Annotated in this window: 17 protein-coding genes and 1 riboswitch; of the genes, 13 read left to right on the top strand and 4 right to left on the bottom strand. The window is 37.1% G+C overall.

All coding sequences use genetic code 11. From position 1 onward, the window contains the following. The first annotated feature begins 243 nt into the window (after positions 1-243). Positions 244-348, top strand: a riboswitch (SAM riboswitch). A 164-nt stretch (positions 349-512) separates the two neighbouring features. Genes LCM23_RS07945 through LCM23_RS07905 form a run of 9 tightly spaced genes read left to right on the top strand, consistent with a single transcriptional unit; the run spans position 513 to position 7,915 of the window. Beyond that, positions 513-1,232, top strand: coding sequence for a phosphoadenylyl-sulfate reductase (locus LCM23_RS07945; RefSeq protein WP_224936453.1), 720 nt, complete (start codon positions 513-515; stop codon positions 1,230-1,232). A gap of 16 nt (positions 1,233-1,248) precedes the next feature. Next, positions 1,249-2,394 carry a sulfate adenylyltransferase gene (gene sat / locus LCM23_RS07940; protein WP_224936452.1) on the top strand — a complete coding sequence of 382 codons (1,146 nt, stop codon included), beginning with the start codon at positions 1,249-1,251 and terminating at the stop codon, positions 2,392-2,394. Between the two features lie 14 nt (positions 2,395-2,408). Further along, entirely contained in the window at positions 2,409-3,014 is a 606-nt protein-coding gene (gene cysC / locus LCM23_RS07935; protein WP_224936451.1) for an adenylyl-sulfate kinase, read from the top strand. Positions 3,015-3,017: 3 nt separating this feature from the next. Further along, positions 3,018-4,649, top strand: a complete 1,632-nt coding sequence (locus tag LCM23_RS07930) for a nitrite/sulfite reductase (protein WP_224936450.1) — start codon at positions 3,018-3,020, stop codon at positions 4,647-4,649. Continuing rightward, positions 4,633-4,836, top strand: a complete 204-nt coding sequence (locus LCM23_RS07925) for a DUF3906 family protein (RefSeq protein ID WP_095373296.1) — start codon at positions 4,633-4,635, stop codon at positions 4,834-4,836. The genes LCM23_RS07930 and LCM23_RS07925 overlap by 17 nt, the downstream gene beginning before the upstream one ends. Positions 4,837-4,849: 13 nt before the next feature. Then, the gene (gene cobA / locus LCM23_RS07920; RefSeq protein WP_224936449.1) at positions 4,850-5,626 is read left to right on the top strand and encodes a uroporphyrinogen-III C-methyltransferase; all 777 of its coding nucleotides are present in this window, start codon (positions 4,850-4,852) and stop codon (positions 5,624-5,626) included. Then, entirely contained in the window at positions 5,623-6,381 is a 759-nt protein-coding gene (locus LCM23_RS07915) for a sirohydrochlorin chelatase (RefSeq protein ID WP_224936448.1), read from the top strand. Before cobA ends, LCM23_RS07915 begins: the two co-directional genes overlap by 4 nt. Then, positions 6,357-6,989 (top strand): NAD(P)-dependent oxidoreductase, encoded by a 633-nt coding sequence (locus LCM23_RS07910; protein WP_224936447.1) that lies wholly within the window; start codon positions 6,357-6,359, stop codon positions 6,987-6,989. Before LCM23_RS07915 ends, LCM23_RS07910 begins: the two co-directional genes overlap by 25 nt. Positions 6,990-7,033: 44 nt before the next feature. Continuing rightward, a complete protein-coding gene (locus LCM23_RS07905) occupies positions 7,034-7,915 on the top strand; it encodes a sulfite exporter TauE/SafE family protein (protein WP_224936446.1) in 882 nt (293 codons plus the stop codon). A gap of 43 nt (positions 7,916-7,958) precedes the next feature. Here LCM23_RS07905 and LCM23_RS07900 read toward each other — a convergent pair whose 3' ends face one another. Further along, positions 7,959-8,246, bottom strand: coding sequence for a SoxR reducing system RseC family protein (locus LCM23_RS07900; RefSeq protein ID WP_224936445.1), 288 nt, complete (start codon positions 8,244-8,246; stop codon positions 7,959-7,961). An 825-nt stretch (positions 8,247-9,071) separates the two neighbouring features. After that, positions 9,072-9,935 (bottom strand): LysR family transcriptional regulator, encoded by an 864-nt coding sequence (locus tag LCM23_RS07895; protein WP_224936444.1) that lies wholly within the window; start codon positions 9,933-9,935, stop codon positions 9,072-9,074. A gap of 148 nt (positions 9,936-10,083) precedes the next feature. On the opposite strand from LCM23_RS07895, the gene LCM23_RS07890 reads away from it, so the two are divergent. Then, complete coding sequence (locus LCM23_RS07890) at positions 10,084-11,127, top strand: aspartate-semialdehyde dehydrogenase (RefSeq protein ID WP_224936443.1); 1,044 nt, start codon at positions 10,084-10,086, stop codon at positions 11,125-11,127. Between the two features lie 185 nt (positions 11,128-11,312). Here the strand turns inward: LCM23_RS07890 and LCM23_RS07885 are convergent, their stop codons facing one another. After that, on the bottom strand, positions 11,313-12,746 hold the full coding sequence (locus LCM23_RS07885) for an aminotransferase-like domain-containing protein (protein ID WP_224936442.1): 1,434 nt from the start codon (positions 12,744-12,746) through the stop codon (positions 11,313-11,315). Between the two features lie 160 nt (positions 12,747-12,906). Here LCM23_RS07885 and LCM23_RS07880 point away from each other — a divergent pair, with 160 nt between their 5' ends. The 3 genes from LCM23_RS07880 (at position 12,907) to LCM23_RS07870 (ending at position 16,255) form a co-directional block, all read left to right on the top strand. Continuing rightward, positions 12,907-13,818, top strand: a complete 912-nt coding sequence (locus tag LCM23_RS07880) for a DMT family transporter (protein ID WP_224936441.1) — start codon at positions 12,907-12,909, stop codon at positions 13,816-13,818. 357 nt (positions 13,819-14,175) lie between these two features. Then, complete coding sequence (locus LCM23_RS07875; protein WP_224936440.1) at positions 14,176-14,334, top strand: recombinase family protein; 159 nt, start codon at positions 14,176-14,178, stop codon at positions 14,332-14,334. A 583-nt stretch (positions 14,335-14,917) separates the two neighbouring features. After that, entirely contained in the window at positions 14,918-16,255 is a 1,338-nt protein-coding gene (locus LCM23_RS07870; RefSeq protein ID WP_224936439.1) for a CoA-disulfide reductase, read from the top strand. A gap of 47 nt (positions 16,256-16,302) precedes the next feature. On the opposite strand, the gene katG is transcribed toward LCM23_RS07870, so the two are convergent. Next, the gene (gene katG, locus LCM23_RS07865; RefSeq protein ID WP_224936438.1) at positions 16,303-18,528 is read right to left on the bottom strand and encodes a catalase/peroxidase HPI; all 2,226 of its coding nucleotides are present in this window, start codon (positions 18,526-18,528) and stop codon (positions 16,303-16,305) included. Between the last annotated feature and the right edge of the window lie 155 nt (positions 18,529-18,683).

Genomic DNA, 18,683 nt, shown 5'->3' with positions numbered 1-18,683 from the left:
GTAATTATCTTCACTTATATAGTATCATAGAAATCTATGAAAATAAAATAATATTTTTCCAGTAATTAGGATGCTCGAGAATCGCCCTCAGACGAAATTATCTTTTTTTTAATAGGTATTCACCTAGTTGTTTTCAGTGGAATATTATTGCGATATAGGAGTATAATTCAGACAAATCATAAAAATTAGATTTTTGTCTTGACTTTTATTGATAGTATGTTAGGATTTATCTTATCCAATATTTTCTTATCCAGAGAGGTGGAGGGACTGGCCCGATGAAACCCGGCAACCTGCTTAGTGCAAGGTGCTAATTCCAGCAAAATGTTGATTCATTTTGAAAGATAAGGTGTCAAAATTTTTCCATCCTACACCTTTTCTTTTTGAAAAGGTGTTTTTTATTTAAGAAGGTGATGAATAAAAAAATAATAAGATTCGCTGATTAGACAACTAAAGGCGGACATTTCCTTTTACGGAGGAAATGCCGTCTTTTTTTATTGGAAAAGGGGGATTAAATGAATCAACCGCTCTCTTATAAAAACTGGAAAGACATTTCTGCTACCTTCGCTATTGATCAATCAACGAAAGGAGCCAAACAGGTTCTAGAGTGGGCTTATGGCACATATGACGAAGAGGAAATTGTGTACGCTTCTAGTTTCGGTGCTGAAGCTATTGTTCTAATTGACCTCATCGCACAAATAAAAAGTGATGCCAGAATTGTTTTTCTTGATACCGATTTACACTTTCCTGAAACATACCAAGTAATCGAGGAAATAAAATCACGTTTTCCTACGCTTCAAATTGAGATGAAAAAACCTAAGCTTACATTGGATGAACAAGCCACACAATATGGGTCAGCATTATGGAAAAGCGACCCGAATCAATGTTGCCAATTACGTAAAGTGTTGCCTTTACAAGAAGCAATGCAAGAAAAAAAAGCTTGGATATCTGGACTTAGGCGCGAGCAATCACCTGAAAGAAAACAGACGAATTTCTTAAATCGTGATGAGAAATTCACTAATATCAAAATTTGCCCACTTATTCATTGGCGTATAGATGATGTGTGGGATTATATCAAAGAAAAGCAGTTGCCTTATAACAGCTTACATGATGCAAATTATCCGAGCATTGGTTGTTTTCCCTGTACACAACCAGCTATTGGCGGTGATGATTCCCGTGCTGGCCGCTGGCAAGGCTTAACGAAAACAGAATGCGGCTTGCATACTAATTCATAAAAAAAGGAGTAAACAGATGAGCATACCTAGCCCACATGGAGGAACATTAATTCAAAGATTTGAGCCAGAATTTGATATTTCTAAAGTGTCAAAGTCGATAGAGATTGACAAAGTTGCACTAAGTGATTTAGAGCTAATAGCCGTTGGATTATTTAGTCCATTAATAGGCTTTCTAGGAAAAGAAGATTATGAATCTGTCGTTCATGAAATGAGATTAAGCGATGGGACAATATGGTCCATCCCTATCACATTACCTGTTGATGTTACGGTTGCTGCCCAACTTCAAAAAGGGGAGCAATACCGTTTGGTTTTAGAAAATACTACCTATGGTGTAATTACTGTTTCTGAGTGGTTCGAACCTGATTTAGAAACAGAAGCACAATCGGTCTATCGTACAAAGGATAAAGCCCATCCAGGGGTCAAACGACTTTTTGAAAGAGGCAATATTTATGTAGCTGGAGAAATCATCCTCATTAGAAAAACGGAAAAGAAAGAATTTGCAGATGTCTGGTTAGAGCCAAAAGATACAAGAGCTTTGTTTGCAGAAAAGGGGTGGGAAACAATTGTTGGTTTCCAAACGCGTAATCCGATTCACCGAGCGCATGAGTATATTCAAAAAGCTGCGCTTGAGACGGTCGATGGCTTATTTGTAAATCCATTAGTAGGTGAAACAAAAGCAGATGATATCCCAGCTGATATCCGTTTAGAAAGTTATCGCATCTTACTAAAGGAATATTTTCCTCGTGAACGTGTCCATTTGGGTGTTTACCCGGCAGCGATGAGATACGCAGGCCCTAGAGAAGCAGTGTTTCACGCCATAGCCAGAAAAAATTTCGGCTGTACACATTTTATCGTCGGCAGAGATCATGCCGGTGTTGGGAATTATTACGGTACATACGATGCCCAATATATTTTCCAACAATTTACTAAAGAAGAACTTGGAATTACCCCATTATTTTTTGAACATAGCTTTTACTGCCACCGCTGTGAAGGAATGGTTTCAAATAAAACATGTCCACATGAACAAGAAGATCGAGTGATATTATCTGGCACAAAAGTACGAGAGCTATTAAGCAAGGGTGAACAGCCACCTTCCACATTCAGCCGTAAAGAAGTGATTGATGTATTGATTAATGGCTTAAAAACTGATGCAAGCGTCTAGAAAGGATGATTTATATGGCGAGCCGCAATCTTACTTGGCACGATACGCTCATTTCCAAAGAAGAACGTCGCTTAAAGCAGCAACATGGTAGTTGTACATTATGGTTTACTGGGTTATCTGGTTCTGGAAAATCAACTTTGGCAAATGCTTTATCAGCCAAATTGTTTGAAGAAGGTATGAAGGAATATGTCCTTGATGGTGATAATATCAGACATGGTCTAAATGCAGACTTAGGCTTTACTGAAAAAGACCGTACAGAAAATATCCGCCGTATTGGGGAAGTAGCTAAACTGTTTGTTGATAGTGGAACAATTGTTGTTACGGCATTCATCTCACCATTCGCAGCTGACCGTGATTGTGTGCGTGAACAGTTTGCCTCCAATGAATTTTTTGAAATATTTATTGACTGCCCGTTAACAGAATGTGAGAAAAGAGACCCGAAGAAATTATACGAGAAAGCGCGTAGAGGTGAAATAAAAAACTTCACCGGAATCGATTCACCTTATGAGCCTCCTAAACATCCGGATTTAACTATTAGGTCCGACCGGTTATCAGTAGAGGAAGCAATAACGGAAATACTAACGTTTTTGCAACAACAACAAATCATTAAGGAGTTGTAGACAATGGCTTATACAAAGCATTGGTCAAATAATGAAAAACTAAACAAAACCGAATTAGCTAAACTCGAAAAAGATGGGCTGAAAATTTATGAAGACATTCCACAATATGCAAAGAATGGCTTCACGTCTATTCCTAAAGACCAATGGGATCTTTTTAAATGGGCAGGCTTGTATTTGCAAAAGCCGAAAGAAGCAGGTTATTTTATGATGCGTGTGAATGTACCTTCAGGAATACTAACGAAGGAACAAGCGAAAATTCTAGCTGGTATTGCCAAAGATTATGGTCGCGGGATTTTCGACATTACGACGCGACAAGCGATTCAATTTCACTGGTTAACAATTGAGGATATCCCTGATATTTTTACTAGATTAGAAAGTGTTGGCCTTTCCAGTGCTGGTGCATGTGGGGATATAACGAGGAATATAGTCGGAAATCCGATCGCAGGCATCGACCCTAACGAATTATTTGATACGAGAGATATTGTCAAAGAAGTGTATGAGTACTTTCAATTTAATGAGGAATTTTCGAATTTACCAAGAAAATATAAGATGTCTATCAGTACAAACTTACACAACGCCGCTAATGCAGAAATTAACTGTGTCTCATTTACACCGGCTGAAAAAAACATCGATGGTGAAGTAAAACAAGGCTTTCATTTAAAAGTAGGGGGAGGCCTATCTGCTAAGCCTTTTTTGGCAGAAACGGTTGATATATTTGTAGAAAAAGAGCAAGTGCTACAGATTGCTATTGCCGTAACCACTATCTTCAGAGATTACGGTTATCGAGATAAACGTCATCGTGCTAGATTAAAGTTTTTAATTGCTGACTGGGGTGTAGAGAAATTTAAAGAAAAACTTGAAGAATATACAGGGGAACTGCCTTCTAAAGGAGTTGAACCCGTGAAGAAATGGAATGCAGGGTATTTCTATGGCGTCCATGATCAGAAACAATCAGGGCTTAAGTTCATCGGTTTTAATGTACCTGTCGGCCGTTTAACAGCTGATGAAGTATTTGAACTTGTTCGAATCTCTGATCAATATGGTCAAGGTGAAATTAGAACATGTAATTCACAGAACTTGATTATTCCACATATCCCAGAAGAACATGTAGAATCGCTACTTGCCGAACCCATTTTTAATAGAATTACAGTGAATCCGAATTCCTTTATCGGACATTCCGTTTCTTGCACAGGTATCCAATTTTGTAACTTAGCCTTAGTTGAGACAAAGGAAAGAATGCGCCAAATTGCAGAAGAACTCGATCGTCGCTTAACTGTTGATGTTCCGGTACGCATGCATATGATCGGTTGTCCGAATTCCTGCGGTCAACGGCAAATAGCCGATATCGGTTTACAAGGTGTGATGGTACGAAACAAGAATAAGGAAATGGAAGAAGCTTATGAAGTGTATGTTGGAGGAACGTTAGAATCTGGCGGAGAGTTTAACAAAAAGTTAAAAGGAAAAGTACCAGCCAACTTCCTCACAGATACACTTGAACATCTACTACATTTTTTTAACAAAGAAAAAATGTCAGGTGAGAACTTTTATACTTTTGTGCAAAGAAATGGCACACAATCTTTGCAAGATCAACTAAATATTGTATTGGAGAATCATAAAGATGGCCTTTCTATATAGGTTTGAATTGTCATTGGTAAATAAGGAAATTCCAGCAGTCATTGTAGCTGATTCTGATGATGAAGCATTTACCCAGTTAGATATTGAACTAGAAAAATATTACTTAAAGTTGCCAGAGATAGACGAAGTAACGTTAAGAGAAAAGAAACGGATAACGAAAAAAATCGGTTTTATATTAGATGAATGATGGAGGCGGATAAATGAAGGGTTATGTTTACCTTGTTGGTGCAGGCTGTGGTGATCCTGAATTACTAACATTAAAAGCAATTAAAAAAATTCAGCAAGCGGATGTAATTTTATATGATCGACTAGTTAATCAGGAAATTTTATCATTTGCGAGAGAAGAGGCACAATTGATTTATTGTGGGAAGCTTCCTCATTATCATACGATGAAACAAGAAACGATCAACAATTTCCTCGTAAAATATGCAAAAAAAGGGTTAGCAGTTGTTCGCCTTAAAGGTGGGGACCCCTTCGTGTTTGGTCGTGGAGGAGAAGAGGCCCTTGAATGTGTGAAACATCGTGTTCCATTTGAAGTGATTCCCGGGATTACTGCTGGCATTGGTGCTGCGAGCTATGCCGGCATTCCTGTCACCCATCGGCAAATCAGTCAAAGCTTTGCATTTATTACCGGTCATCAAGCGGGTGACTCAGTTGCTGACCAAAAATGGCATCACTTAGCACATGGAGTTGATACACTTTGTATATATATGGGTGTTTCACAATTGCCTGTCATTGTCGATCATCTTATTAAAAGCGGAAAAAATAGTGATACCCCAATTGCTATTGTGGAGTGGGGAACAACATTGAAACAACGGACGATAACTGGAAAATTAAAATCGATTGTAAAGGTAGCGGAAGAAGAAGCAATTATCAATCCAAGTATGATTATTATTGGGGAAGTCGTTAAACTACGAGATGAACTGAACTGGTATATTGAAAATGGCTCAGCCCTTCAGAAGGTTCATAGCGAATGAAAGCCATCCTTTATATTGCTCACGGCACAAGGTCAAAAAAAGGAATACGGGAAGTAGAATGTTTTTTGCAGACCATCATGAAACAAGTAAATGTCCCTATACAAGAATGGTCCTATTTAGAAATATGTGCCCCAACGATTGAGCAAGGAATAGAAGCTTGTGTTCATCAAGGAGCACGGGAAATTGAAATCATTCCGTTACTTTTATTAAAAGGAGGGCATTACAAGAAGGATATTCCTGGCCTTCTACTATCATTGCAGAGGCGCTTTTCAGCTATTAAAATCGATTTACTTCCACCTTTTGGCGTCCAAAGCTATATTTTAGATGGTATATGTGATTTGATAAACGAAAAATATTCTCCCATTACCGAAAAAGATCATTTACTTGTAGTAGGACGTGGAAGTAGCGACATGAACATTTATAAGGATTTCAACTTAATTACAACTGGGTTAAAGGCAAGGTTAGCTGTGAACAACGTAACCTCCTGCTTTCTTGCTGCAGCCACTCCTCGTCTTGAAGAGGGCTACCATTTATCACAGAGTCGTACAAAAAATAGAGTAATTATTATCCCTTACTTATTATTTTCAGGGTTATTACTAGACGAATTGCAGCAATTTACGGAACAAAAAAGAGCTTTAGGCGATCAGACTTTCATCATTGAACCGTTAAGTCGCATCTCCAGCATACAACTTCGATTGATTCAATATTTAAATAAAGGGGGCCCAGAAGATTGCAACCACTCGTTATTGATTTAAGTAATAAGGCAATTGTCATTGCGGGAGGTGGGAGGATTGCCGCACGCAAAGCGAAAGTTTTATTAGAACAAAGAGCCAATATTACTTTTATCGCACCTGCATTTTCAAATGAAGTCTTGGAATTAGCGCAACAAAATCATTTTCAATGCATAGAAAGAGAGATCGAATTGGCTGATTTCGAGGATGCGTTTCTTTGTATTCTCGCTACCAATAATCGGGCGATTAATAAGCAGTTTGGCGAAATATTAACCCCGCAAAAGTTAGTTTGTGTAGTAGATGAATTAACGGATGGCAATACACTCTTCCCCGCTACTGTAACAAGAGGGCATCTGCAAGTAGCAGTTACTTCAAATGGCAGTAGTCCAAAGTTAACAAGAGCATTAAAACAACAATTAAGTAAACAATTTGATGAAAGTTGGACGGAGTATACAACGTTTCTTGCCGAATATAGGCAGTTGGTTAAAAAATTGCCTATAAGTGAAATTGAAAAAAATGACTATTTACAAGAGGTACTAGCAGATGAATTCCGTGTAAATAATAAACAACAAAGAGAGAGCTTAGAAGCATTACATATAGCTGCTGTTCGGTCAACCGAAGGCAAAATCTAGAAAATAGATTTTGCCTTTTTTTATTTAACGAAAGAGGTGTTACCGTGAAAAATTTATTGATTTTTATTTTTATTGGTTTATTCGCACAGTTAATTGATGGTGCTCTCGGAATGGCATACGGAGTGACTTCTACATCGCTTTTACTTGCTTTTGGCATTGTACCTGCCGTTGCTTCCGCATCGGTACATCTTGCTGAAGTTGTCACTACAGCTGCTTCAGGTATCTCACATATTAAATTTGGCAATGTAGATAAACAAACAGTATATAAGTTAATCATCCCTGGTTCCATTGGTGCGTTCTTAGGTGCCACATTTTTAAGTAATATCCCAGGTGATTTAGCTAAGCCATATATAGCCCTTTTTCTTTTACTATTAGGTGTTTTTATCTTCATACGATTTTTATTTAAATATAAGGAAAGTAGCCACCAGTCATCAATCAATCTCAGTAAAAAGCAATCGATTCCATTAGGTTTTATAGCCGGATTTGCTGATGCCACAGGTGGTGGCGGTTGGGGTCCTGTTACAACACCAGTATTGCTTTCAAAAAAAGGGGTAAGCCCAAGGAAAGTTGTTGGAACTGTTGACACAAGTGAATTTGCGATTGCCCTCTCTGCATCCATTGGTTTTCTTATTTCTTTAGGATGGAACGAGGTAAATTGGCTTTGGGTGGGAGCACTCATGGTAGGCGGTGTAATTGCAGCACCGATCGCTGCTTGGCTTGTACAGAAATTAAATCCACAATTAATGGGGGTGCTTGTTGGAGGATTCATCATTCTCATTAACATTCAAACAATTGTACAAACATGGATTAGTAATGAAGAGGTTTATCCCATTGTGTATAGTGCTGTCGCACTCATATGGGTAACAGCGATTATCTTTACAGTCATTCGAATCTACCATAAAAAAATGTTACATTTAAACTCGTAAAACACCAGTAAGGCTGGGATGAAATGATCCCAGCCTAGCTTCTTTACTCTTTCTCTTCAATTACCATTTTCAAGCCACCAAACTTTCCAGCTAACCAATTATAAATAACGGTCATGAGTGCAAGTATGCCAAAATAAATGGCCGCATACAATACAGATAATAAAAGCATAAATAAAATGCCAGTAAAGGCGATGACACCATCTTCGGTAAACAATAATAATGAAGAAAATAATCCGAAAATAATCATTCCAATAATGGGGATAAATAATAAGTACAAAGTGCTTTTTACAACACTACCAACAGAAAATCTTTTTATCTCTATCGTCTTCATGTGAATTCTCCTTTCTTATGACATATCCACTTTATGTAAGCGGCAAACCTTTTAGACTATAATACTATAAAAATGGCTTAAATAGTTTACGGGTTATATTTTATTCAGTTTGATTCCTCCTTTACAATAAGTGTAAATAGTAAACTAATATTAAAGATATTACTACAACACATGTTGGAAAAAGCAAGTATAATCCTTTGTTTATGGAAAATCGCTATGCATAATTATAATTTTAAAATTATATTATTACAAAAATATCGGGGCTATCATGTAATAAAATAAATTTTTATACAAAATTTACAACTAATCCGGTAATTTACCCTTATTTGCTTTACTGTAATAATTTTTTGTATACATGCAACCTGAAGGGGGATTAGTTTACATAATAATTTTATAGTAACTAATGTTATCGAGATACAATAATTTTCAAAGTAGATGAATGATGTTGTTATTATTCATAGTGGAGTTGCTCGGATCGAAGTGTTTAAATGATTAGATATAGAAAAATTATTACGATTATAGATGAGAGTACTTTTTGCATACTCTGAAGTAGATTGGGCTAATTATTATCATATTATTGATTTTTTTGAGTTCGAGTTCATTATATTTCAGAGGACATTGGTCTCTTCCAAATCAAGGGGGCCTGGTAGCAATACGCGGGAAAACATACGCTAAGTTAAATTTGATATTACGAACGTCGATTTTGGTTATTTAATTTAACTATATAAGCAATAGCCTTACTACATTTTATACATAATAAGGCTCTTTAAAATCGTTACTAACTGTTTGAAATAATAATAGTATTTAATCATACATTAAATTACTCTACTTTTCTAATATACTAAGAAAAGATTGTAGTACTGGAGAGATCCATCTGGATTTATGATAAATCACATTACTTTTAATAAGTTGTGATGCTTCAATTGGCTTAAAGATTAGTTCGTTATTGTTACAATTTTCTTTCACAACAATATAAGGAAGAATAGCTAGGCCCAATCCACACAAAACTGATTGTTTAATCACTTCAATACTTGAACTTTCAAATGTTCTGTCAGGCATCTGTCCACTCATACGTATGTAATTATCCACCATGGTTCTGTACCCACAATTTCTCTCTGTATAGATAAACTGATAATCCTTTAATATCTTTAATGGATTATCACATGAAGCTAAGTCAGCCGGTAAAACCCAACCTAAGGTCTCATCAAACAAAGGAGTCGTAATGAGCTCATCGTACTCCATTGATTGTCCAATCAAAAAAATGATATCTGTTTCTCCGTCTCTCAGCTTCTTAATTGCTTGTTCATTTGTTCCCGTCTCAAGAACAATATTTACTTTAGGATTTATCAGTTTATATTTTTGTAGGATATTTGGTAATCGATAGACAGCTAAAGATTCATTCGCAGTAATCGTAAGCGTACCTTCAGGATGATTGCTATCTTTTGGAATTTCTTGTGCTTTTTCGTAAATCGCAAGTAATTCTAACGCATAAGGATGAAAATGATGCCCAGATTTTGTTAAAAGTACTTTTTTCCCTAACCGATCGAAAAGTGGAGATTGTAAGTCGTTCTCCAAAGCTTTAATATGCGTTGTTACAGTGGATTGTGCATAATCTAATTCACGCGCTGCTTTTGAGAATCCACCATATTTAACAACAGCACAGAAAGTCTTAACATGTCTCATTTCCATAGCTAACCTCTTTTTAGTATCATAATTTATGAATGATTATATCATATATTTCAATTTATCAAATAATAACTCTTCCATTATAGTAAAAGTAGGAATAAAAAAATGGACCTATTCCACTTCTTAAAATTAATTAACGGAGGAGAATAATATGAGGAAAAAGAGCTATCATATCGCTGTTGTAGGTGCTACTGGTGCAGTTGGCCAGAAAATTATTAACTTGCTGGAGCAGATAACTCAATTTGATATAAACGAAGTCACTCTTCTTTCATCGAAGCGATCTGCTGGTAAGAAAATTTCTTTCAAAGGTCGAGAAATCATCATTAAGGAAGCGGAGGAAGGAAGCTTTAAGGGTGTTGATATCGCATTTTTTAGTGCTGGCGGAGAAGTTTCCAGACAATTAGTAAGCTTCGCGGTCGAAAGTGGCGCAGTGGTGATTGATAATACTAGCGAATATCGTATGTCAACTGACGTCCCACTTGTTGTTCCAGAAGTGAATGCCCATACTCTTATTAAACACAAGGGGATTATTGCTGTACCCAATTGTTCTGCTTTACAAATGGTGACAGCACTTCAGCCGATTAGAAGATTATTTGGTTTAGAAAGAATTATTGTCTCTACATATCAAGCTGTATCAGGAACTGGAATACATGCCATCAATGAGTTAAAAGATCAATCAATGAAACTACTCATGGGTGAAGAGGCTACCGCTTCTATAATGCCTGCAAAAAAAGATAAAAAACATTATCCAATTGCTTTTAATGTAATGCCGCAAGTAGATGTATTTACTGAAAATGATTACACCTTTGAAGAGGTAAAGATAATTCAAGAAACCAAGAAGATATTCGAAGATTCTAACCTAAAAATGGCTGCCACTTGTGTCAGAGTGCCAGTTGTAACAGGGCACTCTGAATCTGTTTATATTGAATTGGAACGAGTAGCAACTGTTGATGAAATAAGAGAAGTATTATCTTCGGCACCGGGCGTTGTTTTGCAGGATTCTCCAAGTAATCAACTATACCCAATGCCTATTTACGCAGTCGGAAAAACAGAAACGTTTGTTGGAAGAGTTCGAAAAGACCCTGACAATCCATATGGTTTCCACCTCTGGATTGTATCAGATAATTTATTAAAAGGGGCTGCTTGGAATTCAGTCCAGATTGTATTGACAATGGTCGAAAAAGATATCATTTGATCTCAACCTACTTGAAATGGAACAATAACAATAATAGCAATACCAGAATCTGTTTAATTGTAAATGTTATAAAAAGATTGAGGAAAATACCCTCATAAAGACTTCATAATTTTTTCAATAATCAACAGAACAGGAAGCGCAAACAAAAATCCTCAACCAATTTTCTATTGGAAGAGGATTTTTTATTAACACTTTACTAATTCACGAATGATTTGACTCATTTTAAGGATTCCCTTTTTAAGATCTGTTAATGAGGCATACGCATAGGAAATGCGAATATAACGGTCCGATTCTTGAGCATATATATTCCCTGGGTTAAGAAGAATACCTTCAGCTAATGCTTTTACATAAAGATCCCTCATTGATAGTTTAGGCAAAATGTTTAACCAAATAAAAAACCCTCCCTTTGGTGCATTCCAAAGGGCTATATCTTTCAAATAAGTATCTAAAGCCTTTAACACTACTGTTCGCCTTATTTTTAGCTGCTCTCTGACAGACTCAAGGTGCTGCTGATATAGCCCACTTGTTAACCATTCAGTAGCAACTCTTTGGGATAATGAACTAGAACCATAGTCGGTTTGCATTTTAATATCGGACAATCGTTCAATCACAGGTTCGGGGCCGACAACCCAACCGACTCTTAAACCCGGGCTTAATGTTTTAGATAAACTACCAAGATACAAAATATGTCCATTTCTATCTTTTGCTTTTAAAGGGAAAGGAGGTGGTTCATCGATCCATAACTCCCGATAAATATCATCTTCAATCATTGGAAGTTGTTCTTTTTCACATACTTCAAGGAGCTCTTGGCGTCGTTTTTCAGACATTAAAATCCCTGTCGGATTATGAAAACAAGGATTAGAGTATAAAATTGCTCTGCCTTCCTGGCCCTTTGATATAGAAATGTCATTAGTCAAGAGACCGTGTTCATCTAAGGGTAGACCTGTAAGCTTCATTCCAGCAGATTGAAACACATGTAGAGAATAAAGATAGGAAGGCTTTTCAAGTAAAACGGATGACCCCCTGTGTAGTAAGCCAACTGAAATCAATTGTAAAGCCTGCAATGCTCCAGAAACAATTAATATGGATGAAGGTGAGGCATGAACACCCACTGTTCTTAAATAGTTGCTTAACGCTTCTCGTAATGGCATAAATCCTTTTGGTTCTTCATATCCGAATGCCTCCATTTTGTTAGAAACTCTTCCCATTACGAGCTTCATTGTTTCCAAGGGAAATAGATCTTTGGAAAGTTCGCCTTTACTAAGCTGAATAAGGTTGGTGTTAGATTCGGCTTGATTAATCTCTTGAACTGTTGCTTGACTCGGTTTGTGTAAACCTGATTTGACATGTTCGTTCCAATCAGGTGGAGGATTTGTAGCTAGTAATGTCCATGTATTATTCACTACGATTGTTCCCATTCCCATTTTACCCTCAATTAACCCGTCAGCCATTAATTCTTCTAAAGCAGTGATAACAGTGCTCCGATTTACTTCGAATTTCTTGGCTAATTTACGTTGGCTTGGAATTTTGCTTCCGATAGGCCATTCTCCATGTGCAATTTTCTCTTTTATATCATCCACAATTTGTTGATATTTCGGATATTTTTTATTTGATTTCATCCATAAGTTACCCCTTCACATTCTATTTTTATTCCAAAGTGGTTGGGTTGAAAATTGTCCAACTGGTTGAAGACATTCTATCAAATACTGATTAAGATTAGAAATAATAGGAACCAGAAATAATATTGGTTGGTTTCGTATTCTCAAAGGATGTGTTCAAATGGCAAAAAAATGGGGGTTTAATGTTATAGTCGCTCATAGTCTTGCGATTTTTCTATGGGCTTCAGCTTTTCCTGGTATTCGGGTTGGATTAGAGTCCTATACACCTGAACATCTTGCCCTTTTTCGATTACTAGTTGGTTCTTTAGCCCTCGTAATAATTGCTTTACTCACTCGTATGCATTTACCGGAAATAAAGGATGTTCCAGCTATTTTATTGTTAGGATTTTTAGGTTTCACGGTTTATCATACAGCTTTAAATATTGGAGAGAAAACGGTTAGTGCTGGTGTTGCAAGCCTAATTGTATCTATGACTCCTATTTTTTCTGCTCTATTAGCCGTTTGGTTTCTGCGTGAACGGTTTGGATTTATAAGGTGGATTGGGTCTATTATAAGTTTTTTGGGCGCTATATTGATATCGTTTGGGACAGGAGATCATTTTGAATTTAATACTGCAATTTTATTTATTCTCTTAGCTTCCTTTTCAGAAAGTTTATACTTCGTTTTCCAAAAGCGGTATTTAATAAAGTATGGATTTCTTGCTTTTACTACCTATACGATTTGGGCAGGTACATTTTTTATGCTTTTCTATCTCCCGGGACTGGGTCAGGAAATAATAAGATCCTCTATAGAATCAACACTTAGCATTTTGTACTTAGGTCTCTTTCCTACGGTTATTCCTTATCTTGCATTAGCTTATGTAACATCTCGGGTAGGAGCTTCAGAGGCGACAAGCTCGCTTTACTTAACACCAGCACTTACATTTTTGATTGCTTGGGTTTGGCTTGGAGAGGTACCGACTACCCTTTCTGTTATAGGAGGAATCATAACGCTATTTGGGGTTTTGTTCATTCATATAAAGAGAGATAAATTACCGAAAAGAGTAAAACGAAATATACAAATAGAAGATTAATTTATTATTGAGTTCAGTCCGGAAAGTCATCATTTCTGTACACAATATTTTGTAATCTAGTTTTCTATATTTAATTATAAATAATTTACATTAACTCTGTTAATAAATCTATTTTTCCTTAATAGCTATTGCATTAAGTTATGGTACAATTACTTTTGGGAATAATTAGAAATGACGGTTCTCTATGATAGTAATTTGCTTGCAATAGAAGCTTTAAAAAACTCATGGTTGTGAAGAAATTTTAACTGACAAAATGAGTGGACCAAAAGAGTAAAGAAAAGGATTTGAGGTATCTCTCCGGTTTGTTCGTCCAGGTGACACTGTTATTGGTTAGTGACTTGATCGTTAGAGAGAAACATGCAGCACTTCTTAAAAATTGTCAATGATCTTAATAGTCGAGGTATTAGCTTTCACAGGTTACAGGAAAACATTACGCTGAATAAATCAACTGCAACCTGCCAGTTGATGTTTCATTTATTCACGGCATTTGCAGAATTTGAACGAAATCTTATTTAAGTACGTACAGCAAGCTGAAGAATAGCAGCGAAGGCAAGATGTAGATGAGGATGAAGGCCAGTAAAATTAGATAGGAAGCAAATAGTAATGCAGAAAACAATTGTGGCAAACGGACCACCTATAAAGGATGTTGCTAAATGGGGGGATTTCTCGTACAACTACCTATTGTTATTTAGAGAAGGAAGCAGGCTAAAAAAATAATTTAAAAGGGAAACATAAAGACACCCCTGTATCAACATCAATGCCAAGCAATTTTATAAGATGTCGTTAAGAGGAAGAGCATAACTTACATCAGAACAAAGGTTAGAGTTTTTTAGCATTTCAGATGACATAAGTGAACAATTTCGCGTTTTGCTACTGCGCCCCATCAATGCGTGTAAATTATTCAATCAATTATTATGTTTTCTAAAAATGAACTAAAGGGTATTCAATTAAGAAATTTACGAGTGGTGGAAGGCGATAAGAAACGATAACTTTAACGCTCAGTTAACTTTGTTCAATCGTTTCATTGTAGGTAAAAAACGAATCATTGTGTGAAAAACACATTGTTGAGCAAAACTAGTGAAGGGAGGAATGAAAGAAGATGAAAATAATTATTATAGGTGGCGATGCTGCCGGGATGAGTGCAGCGATGCAAATCATTCGCAACAGCAAGGAAAATCACGAAATTACTGTATTAGAAAAAGGAACGATTTATTCTTATGGACAATGTGGTCTTCCCTATTATATTAGTGGCGTAATTCCACAAAAGGAAGACTTAATTGCCCGTTCTGTTACTACTTTCCGCGAGAAATATGGAATAGATGCCAAAGTAAAACATGAAGTCTCTAATATTAATACAGATACGAAAACCGTTGAGGGATATAACTATATTGATCAACAACCATTTCAACTTACATACGATAAATTATTGATTGCGACTGGAGTTAGTCCTGTTATGCCTGATTGGGAGGGGGCTGATCTTCAAGGAATATTCACTTTAAAAACCATACCTGACGCAAATGAAATAATCCAGGAAATGAATAATCGAACGATTAAACATGTGACGATTATTGGTGGTGGATACATTGGTTTGGAAATGGCTGAAAGCTTTGTGAGGTTAGGGAAAAGGGTCACGATTATCGAGCGCAATAAACAACTTGCTACCATTTTTGATGAAGATATGGCACAGCTGATTCATCAAAAAGCTAAAGAGCATCAAGTGACTTTAAAATTAGGTGAAGAAGTTCAATCCTTTTCAGGAAACACTTTTGTCGAAAGCATTAAGACTGATAAAGGGGCATACAAGACAAATCTTGTCTTAGTGGCAATTGGTGTCAAGCCAAACGTGGCATTTCTCAAACAAACAGATATTTCACTCAGTCAACACGGTGCAATACGGGTGAACAATTATATGCAAACCAGTATTAAAGATGTATATGCAGCAGGAGATTGTGCTACGCAATATCATCGAATTAAAGCCTTAGATGATCATATTCCTTTGGGCACACACGCAAATAAGCAGGGACAAATTGCAGGTCTGAGCCTATTAGGAATTCCTAAGCCGTTTAAAGGAATCGTGGGATCATCTGTCATTAAATTTTTTAACTTAACATTAGGAAGAACAGGTATTTCTGAAAAGGAAGCTAAACAACTAAATATTCCTTACGAGTTTGTCGTAACAGATGCTCACGATATTGCTGGGTATTACCCAGATGCAAAAAGAATGAAGGTAAAACTTTTATACCATAAGAAATATCGCACATTACTTGGGGGACAAATTATTGGAGAGTACGGGGTAGATAAGCGAATAGACGTTCTTGCGACTGCGTTATACAATCAAATGTCTATCGATGACTTAATGGATTTAGATTTATCGTATGCGCCACCTTTCAACGGGGTATGGGACCCCGTGCAACAAGCCGCACGCAGAAGTAAATAAGAAGAACGCCGTCTACATAAGTAGCGGCGTTTCTTTTTAGAATAATATTACTTGCTTAATACAGCATCTTTGATTTTTAAATCAAAACGATCGGCATTCATTACTTTAACCCATGCAGAAATAAAATCAGCGACAAACTTTTCTTTATTATCCTCTTGTGCATACACTTCAGCAATAGAACGTAACACTGAGTTTGAACCGAACACTAAATCCACTCTTGAAGCCGTTCGAACAACTTCTCCTGTTTGACGATTACGACCTTCAAAAATACCGCCTTGAACTGGTTTCCATTCTACACTCATATCAAGTAAGTTCGTAAAGAAATCATTGGATAGTGTGCCTACATTTTCAGTAAATACGCCATGGCTTGTGCCACCATGATTTGTACCTAATACACGCATACCGCCAATTAACACAGTCATTTCTGGAGCAGTTAAGTTAAGTAGTTGTGCTTTATCTACCAATAACTCCTCAGAAGCTACACTGTATTCTTGTTTTTGATAATTACGGAAACCATCAGCAATTGGTTCTAATACTTCAAAGTTTTCTACATCCGTCTGTTCTTCTGTGGCATCTCCACGACCTGCAGAGAATGGAACAGTGACGTCAAAACCAGCATTCTTTGCCGCTTGTTCAATCGCCGCACTACCACCAAGTACAATTAAATCAGCTAAGCTGACTTTTTTATTTAATCCAGCTTGTAAACCTTCTAATGTATGAAGCACTTTAGAAAGTTGTTCAGGTTGATTCACTTCCCAGTCCTTCTGTGGAGCAAAACGGATCCGCGCACCATTCGCACCTCCACGATTGTCAGAACCACGGAATGTACTAGCTGATGCCCATGCAGTTGTAACAAGCTCACTAATTGATAAACCTGAATCTAAAATTTTGGCTTTTATCTCAGACACTTCAGCATCTGTTAGTTCATAGTCTACTTTAGGGATAGGGTCTTGCCATACTAATTCTTCTTCTGGAACTTCTGGACCTAAATAACGATCACGTGGACCCATATCACGGTGTAGAAGTTTAAACCAAGCACGTGCAAAAGCATCGGCGAATTCTTCTGGATTCTCATAGAACCTACGAGAGATCTTCTCATAAGCAGGGTCCATACGTAGCGCCATATCAGCAGTTGTCATCATTGTTTTCACACGGACAGAGCTATCAGCGGCATCAGGCGCCATATGTGCTTCATCTTGACCTACTGCTTGCCATTGGTATGCACCGGCAGGGCTTTTTGTTAACTCCCACTCATATCCAAATAATTGTTCGAAGAAACCGTTATCCCACTGAGTAGGGTTTGCAGTCCAAGCACCTTCAATTCCACTTGTAATTGTGTCACGACCTTTACCACTACCATGTGAGCTGATCCAACCAAGTCCTTGCGCTTCAATTGGCGCTGCTTCTGGTTCTGGGCCAACTTGGGCAGCATCTCCAGCACCGTGTGCTTTACCGAAAGTATGGCCACCTGCAACAAGGGCAACTGTTTCTTCATCATTCATACCCATACGTGCAAATGTTTCCCGAATATCTTTCCCACTTGCTACAGGATCAGGTTTCCCATTTGGGCCTTCAGGGTTCACATAAATCAGACCCATTTGTACAGCCGCTAAAGGATTTTCCAATTCACGATCTCCTGAGTAGCGGTTATCACCAAGCATTTCTTTTTCATTACCCCAGTATACATCTTCTTCAGGGTGCCAAACATCTGCTCGGCCACCACCGAAACCAAATGTTTTACCACCCATCGATTCAATGGCAACGTTTCCTGCTAATAGAATTAGATCTGCCCAAGAAATTTTGTTACCGTACTTTTGTTTAATAGGCCATAAAAGACGACGAGATTTATCAATGTTGGCATTGTCTGCCCAACTATTAAGAGGGGCAAACCGTTGTGAACCTGTACCGCCACCCCCGCGTCCATCACCTGTACGGTAAGTACCTGCAGAATGCCAAGCCATACGAATAAACTGTGGTCCGTAATGACCGAAGTCTGCTGGCCACCAATCTTGGCTATCCGTCATTAATTTATGAAGATCTTGCTTTAAAGCATAGTAATCTAGTTTAGTAAATTCTTCAGTATAATCGAAATCTTCACCCATTGGATTAGACTTTTGATCATGTTGGTGAAGAATATTTAAGTTTAATTGATTGGGCCACCAATCTTTGTTAGTCGTTGCTTCAGATTGCTGCTTAGTTACACTTCCATGATGAAAAGGGCAGCCACCTCCGCCTGAATGGTTTGCTTCAGAAATAATATTATTTTCGCTCATACTGATTCTCCTTTATTGTGAAGTGAGGTAATTATCATCATCTACTAATCAATCTCAGATAATAATAATTATTATATAATGATTATAATAAAATATAATAAAAAAAGTAAAGGGAAAAGATGAAATTTACGAGAAAATTATATTCTAAGAGGATA

It is taken from the genome of Cytobacillus kochii (assembly GCF_020171845.1).
Taxonomy (GTDB): domain Bacteria; phylum Bacillota; class Bacilli; order Bacillales; family Cytobacillaceae; genus Cytobacillus; species Cytobacillus kochii.
The sequence above is the reverse complement of the archived record's forward strand: the minus strand, read 5'-3'. Positions and strand labels throughout refer to the sequence as shown.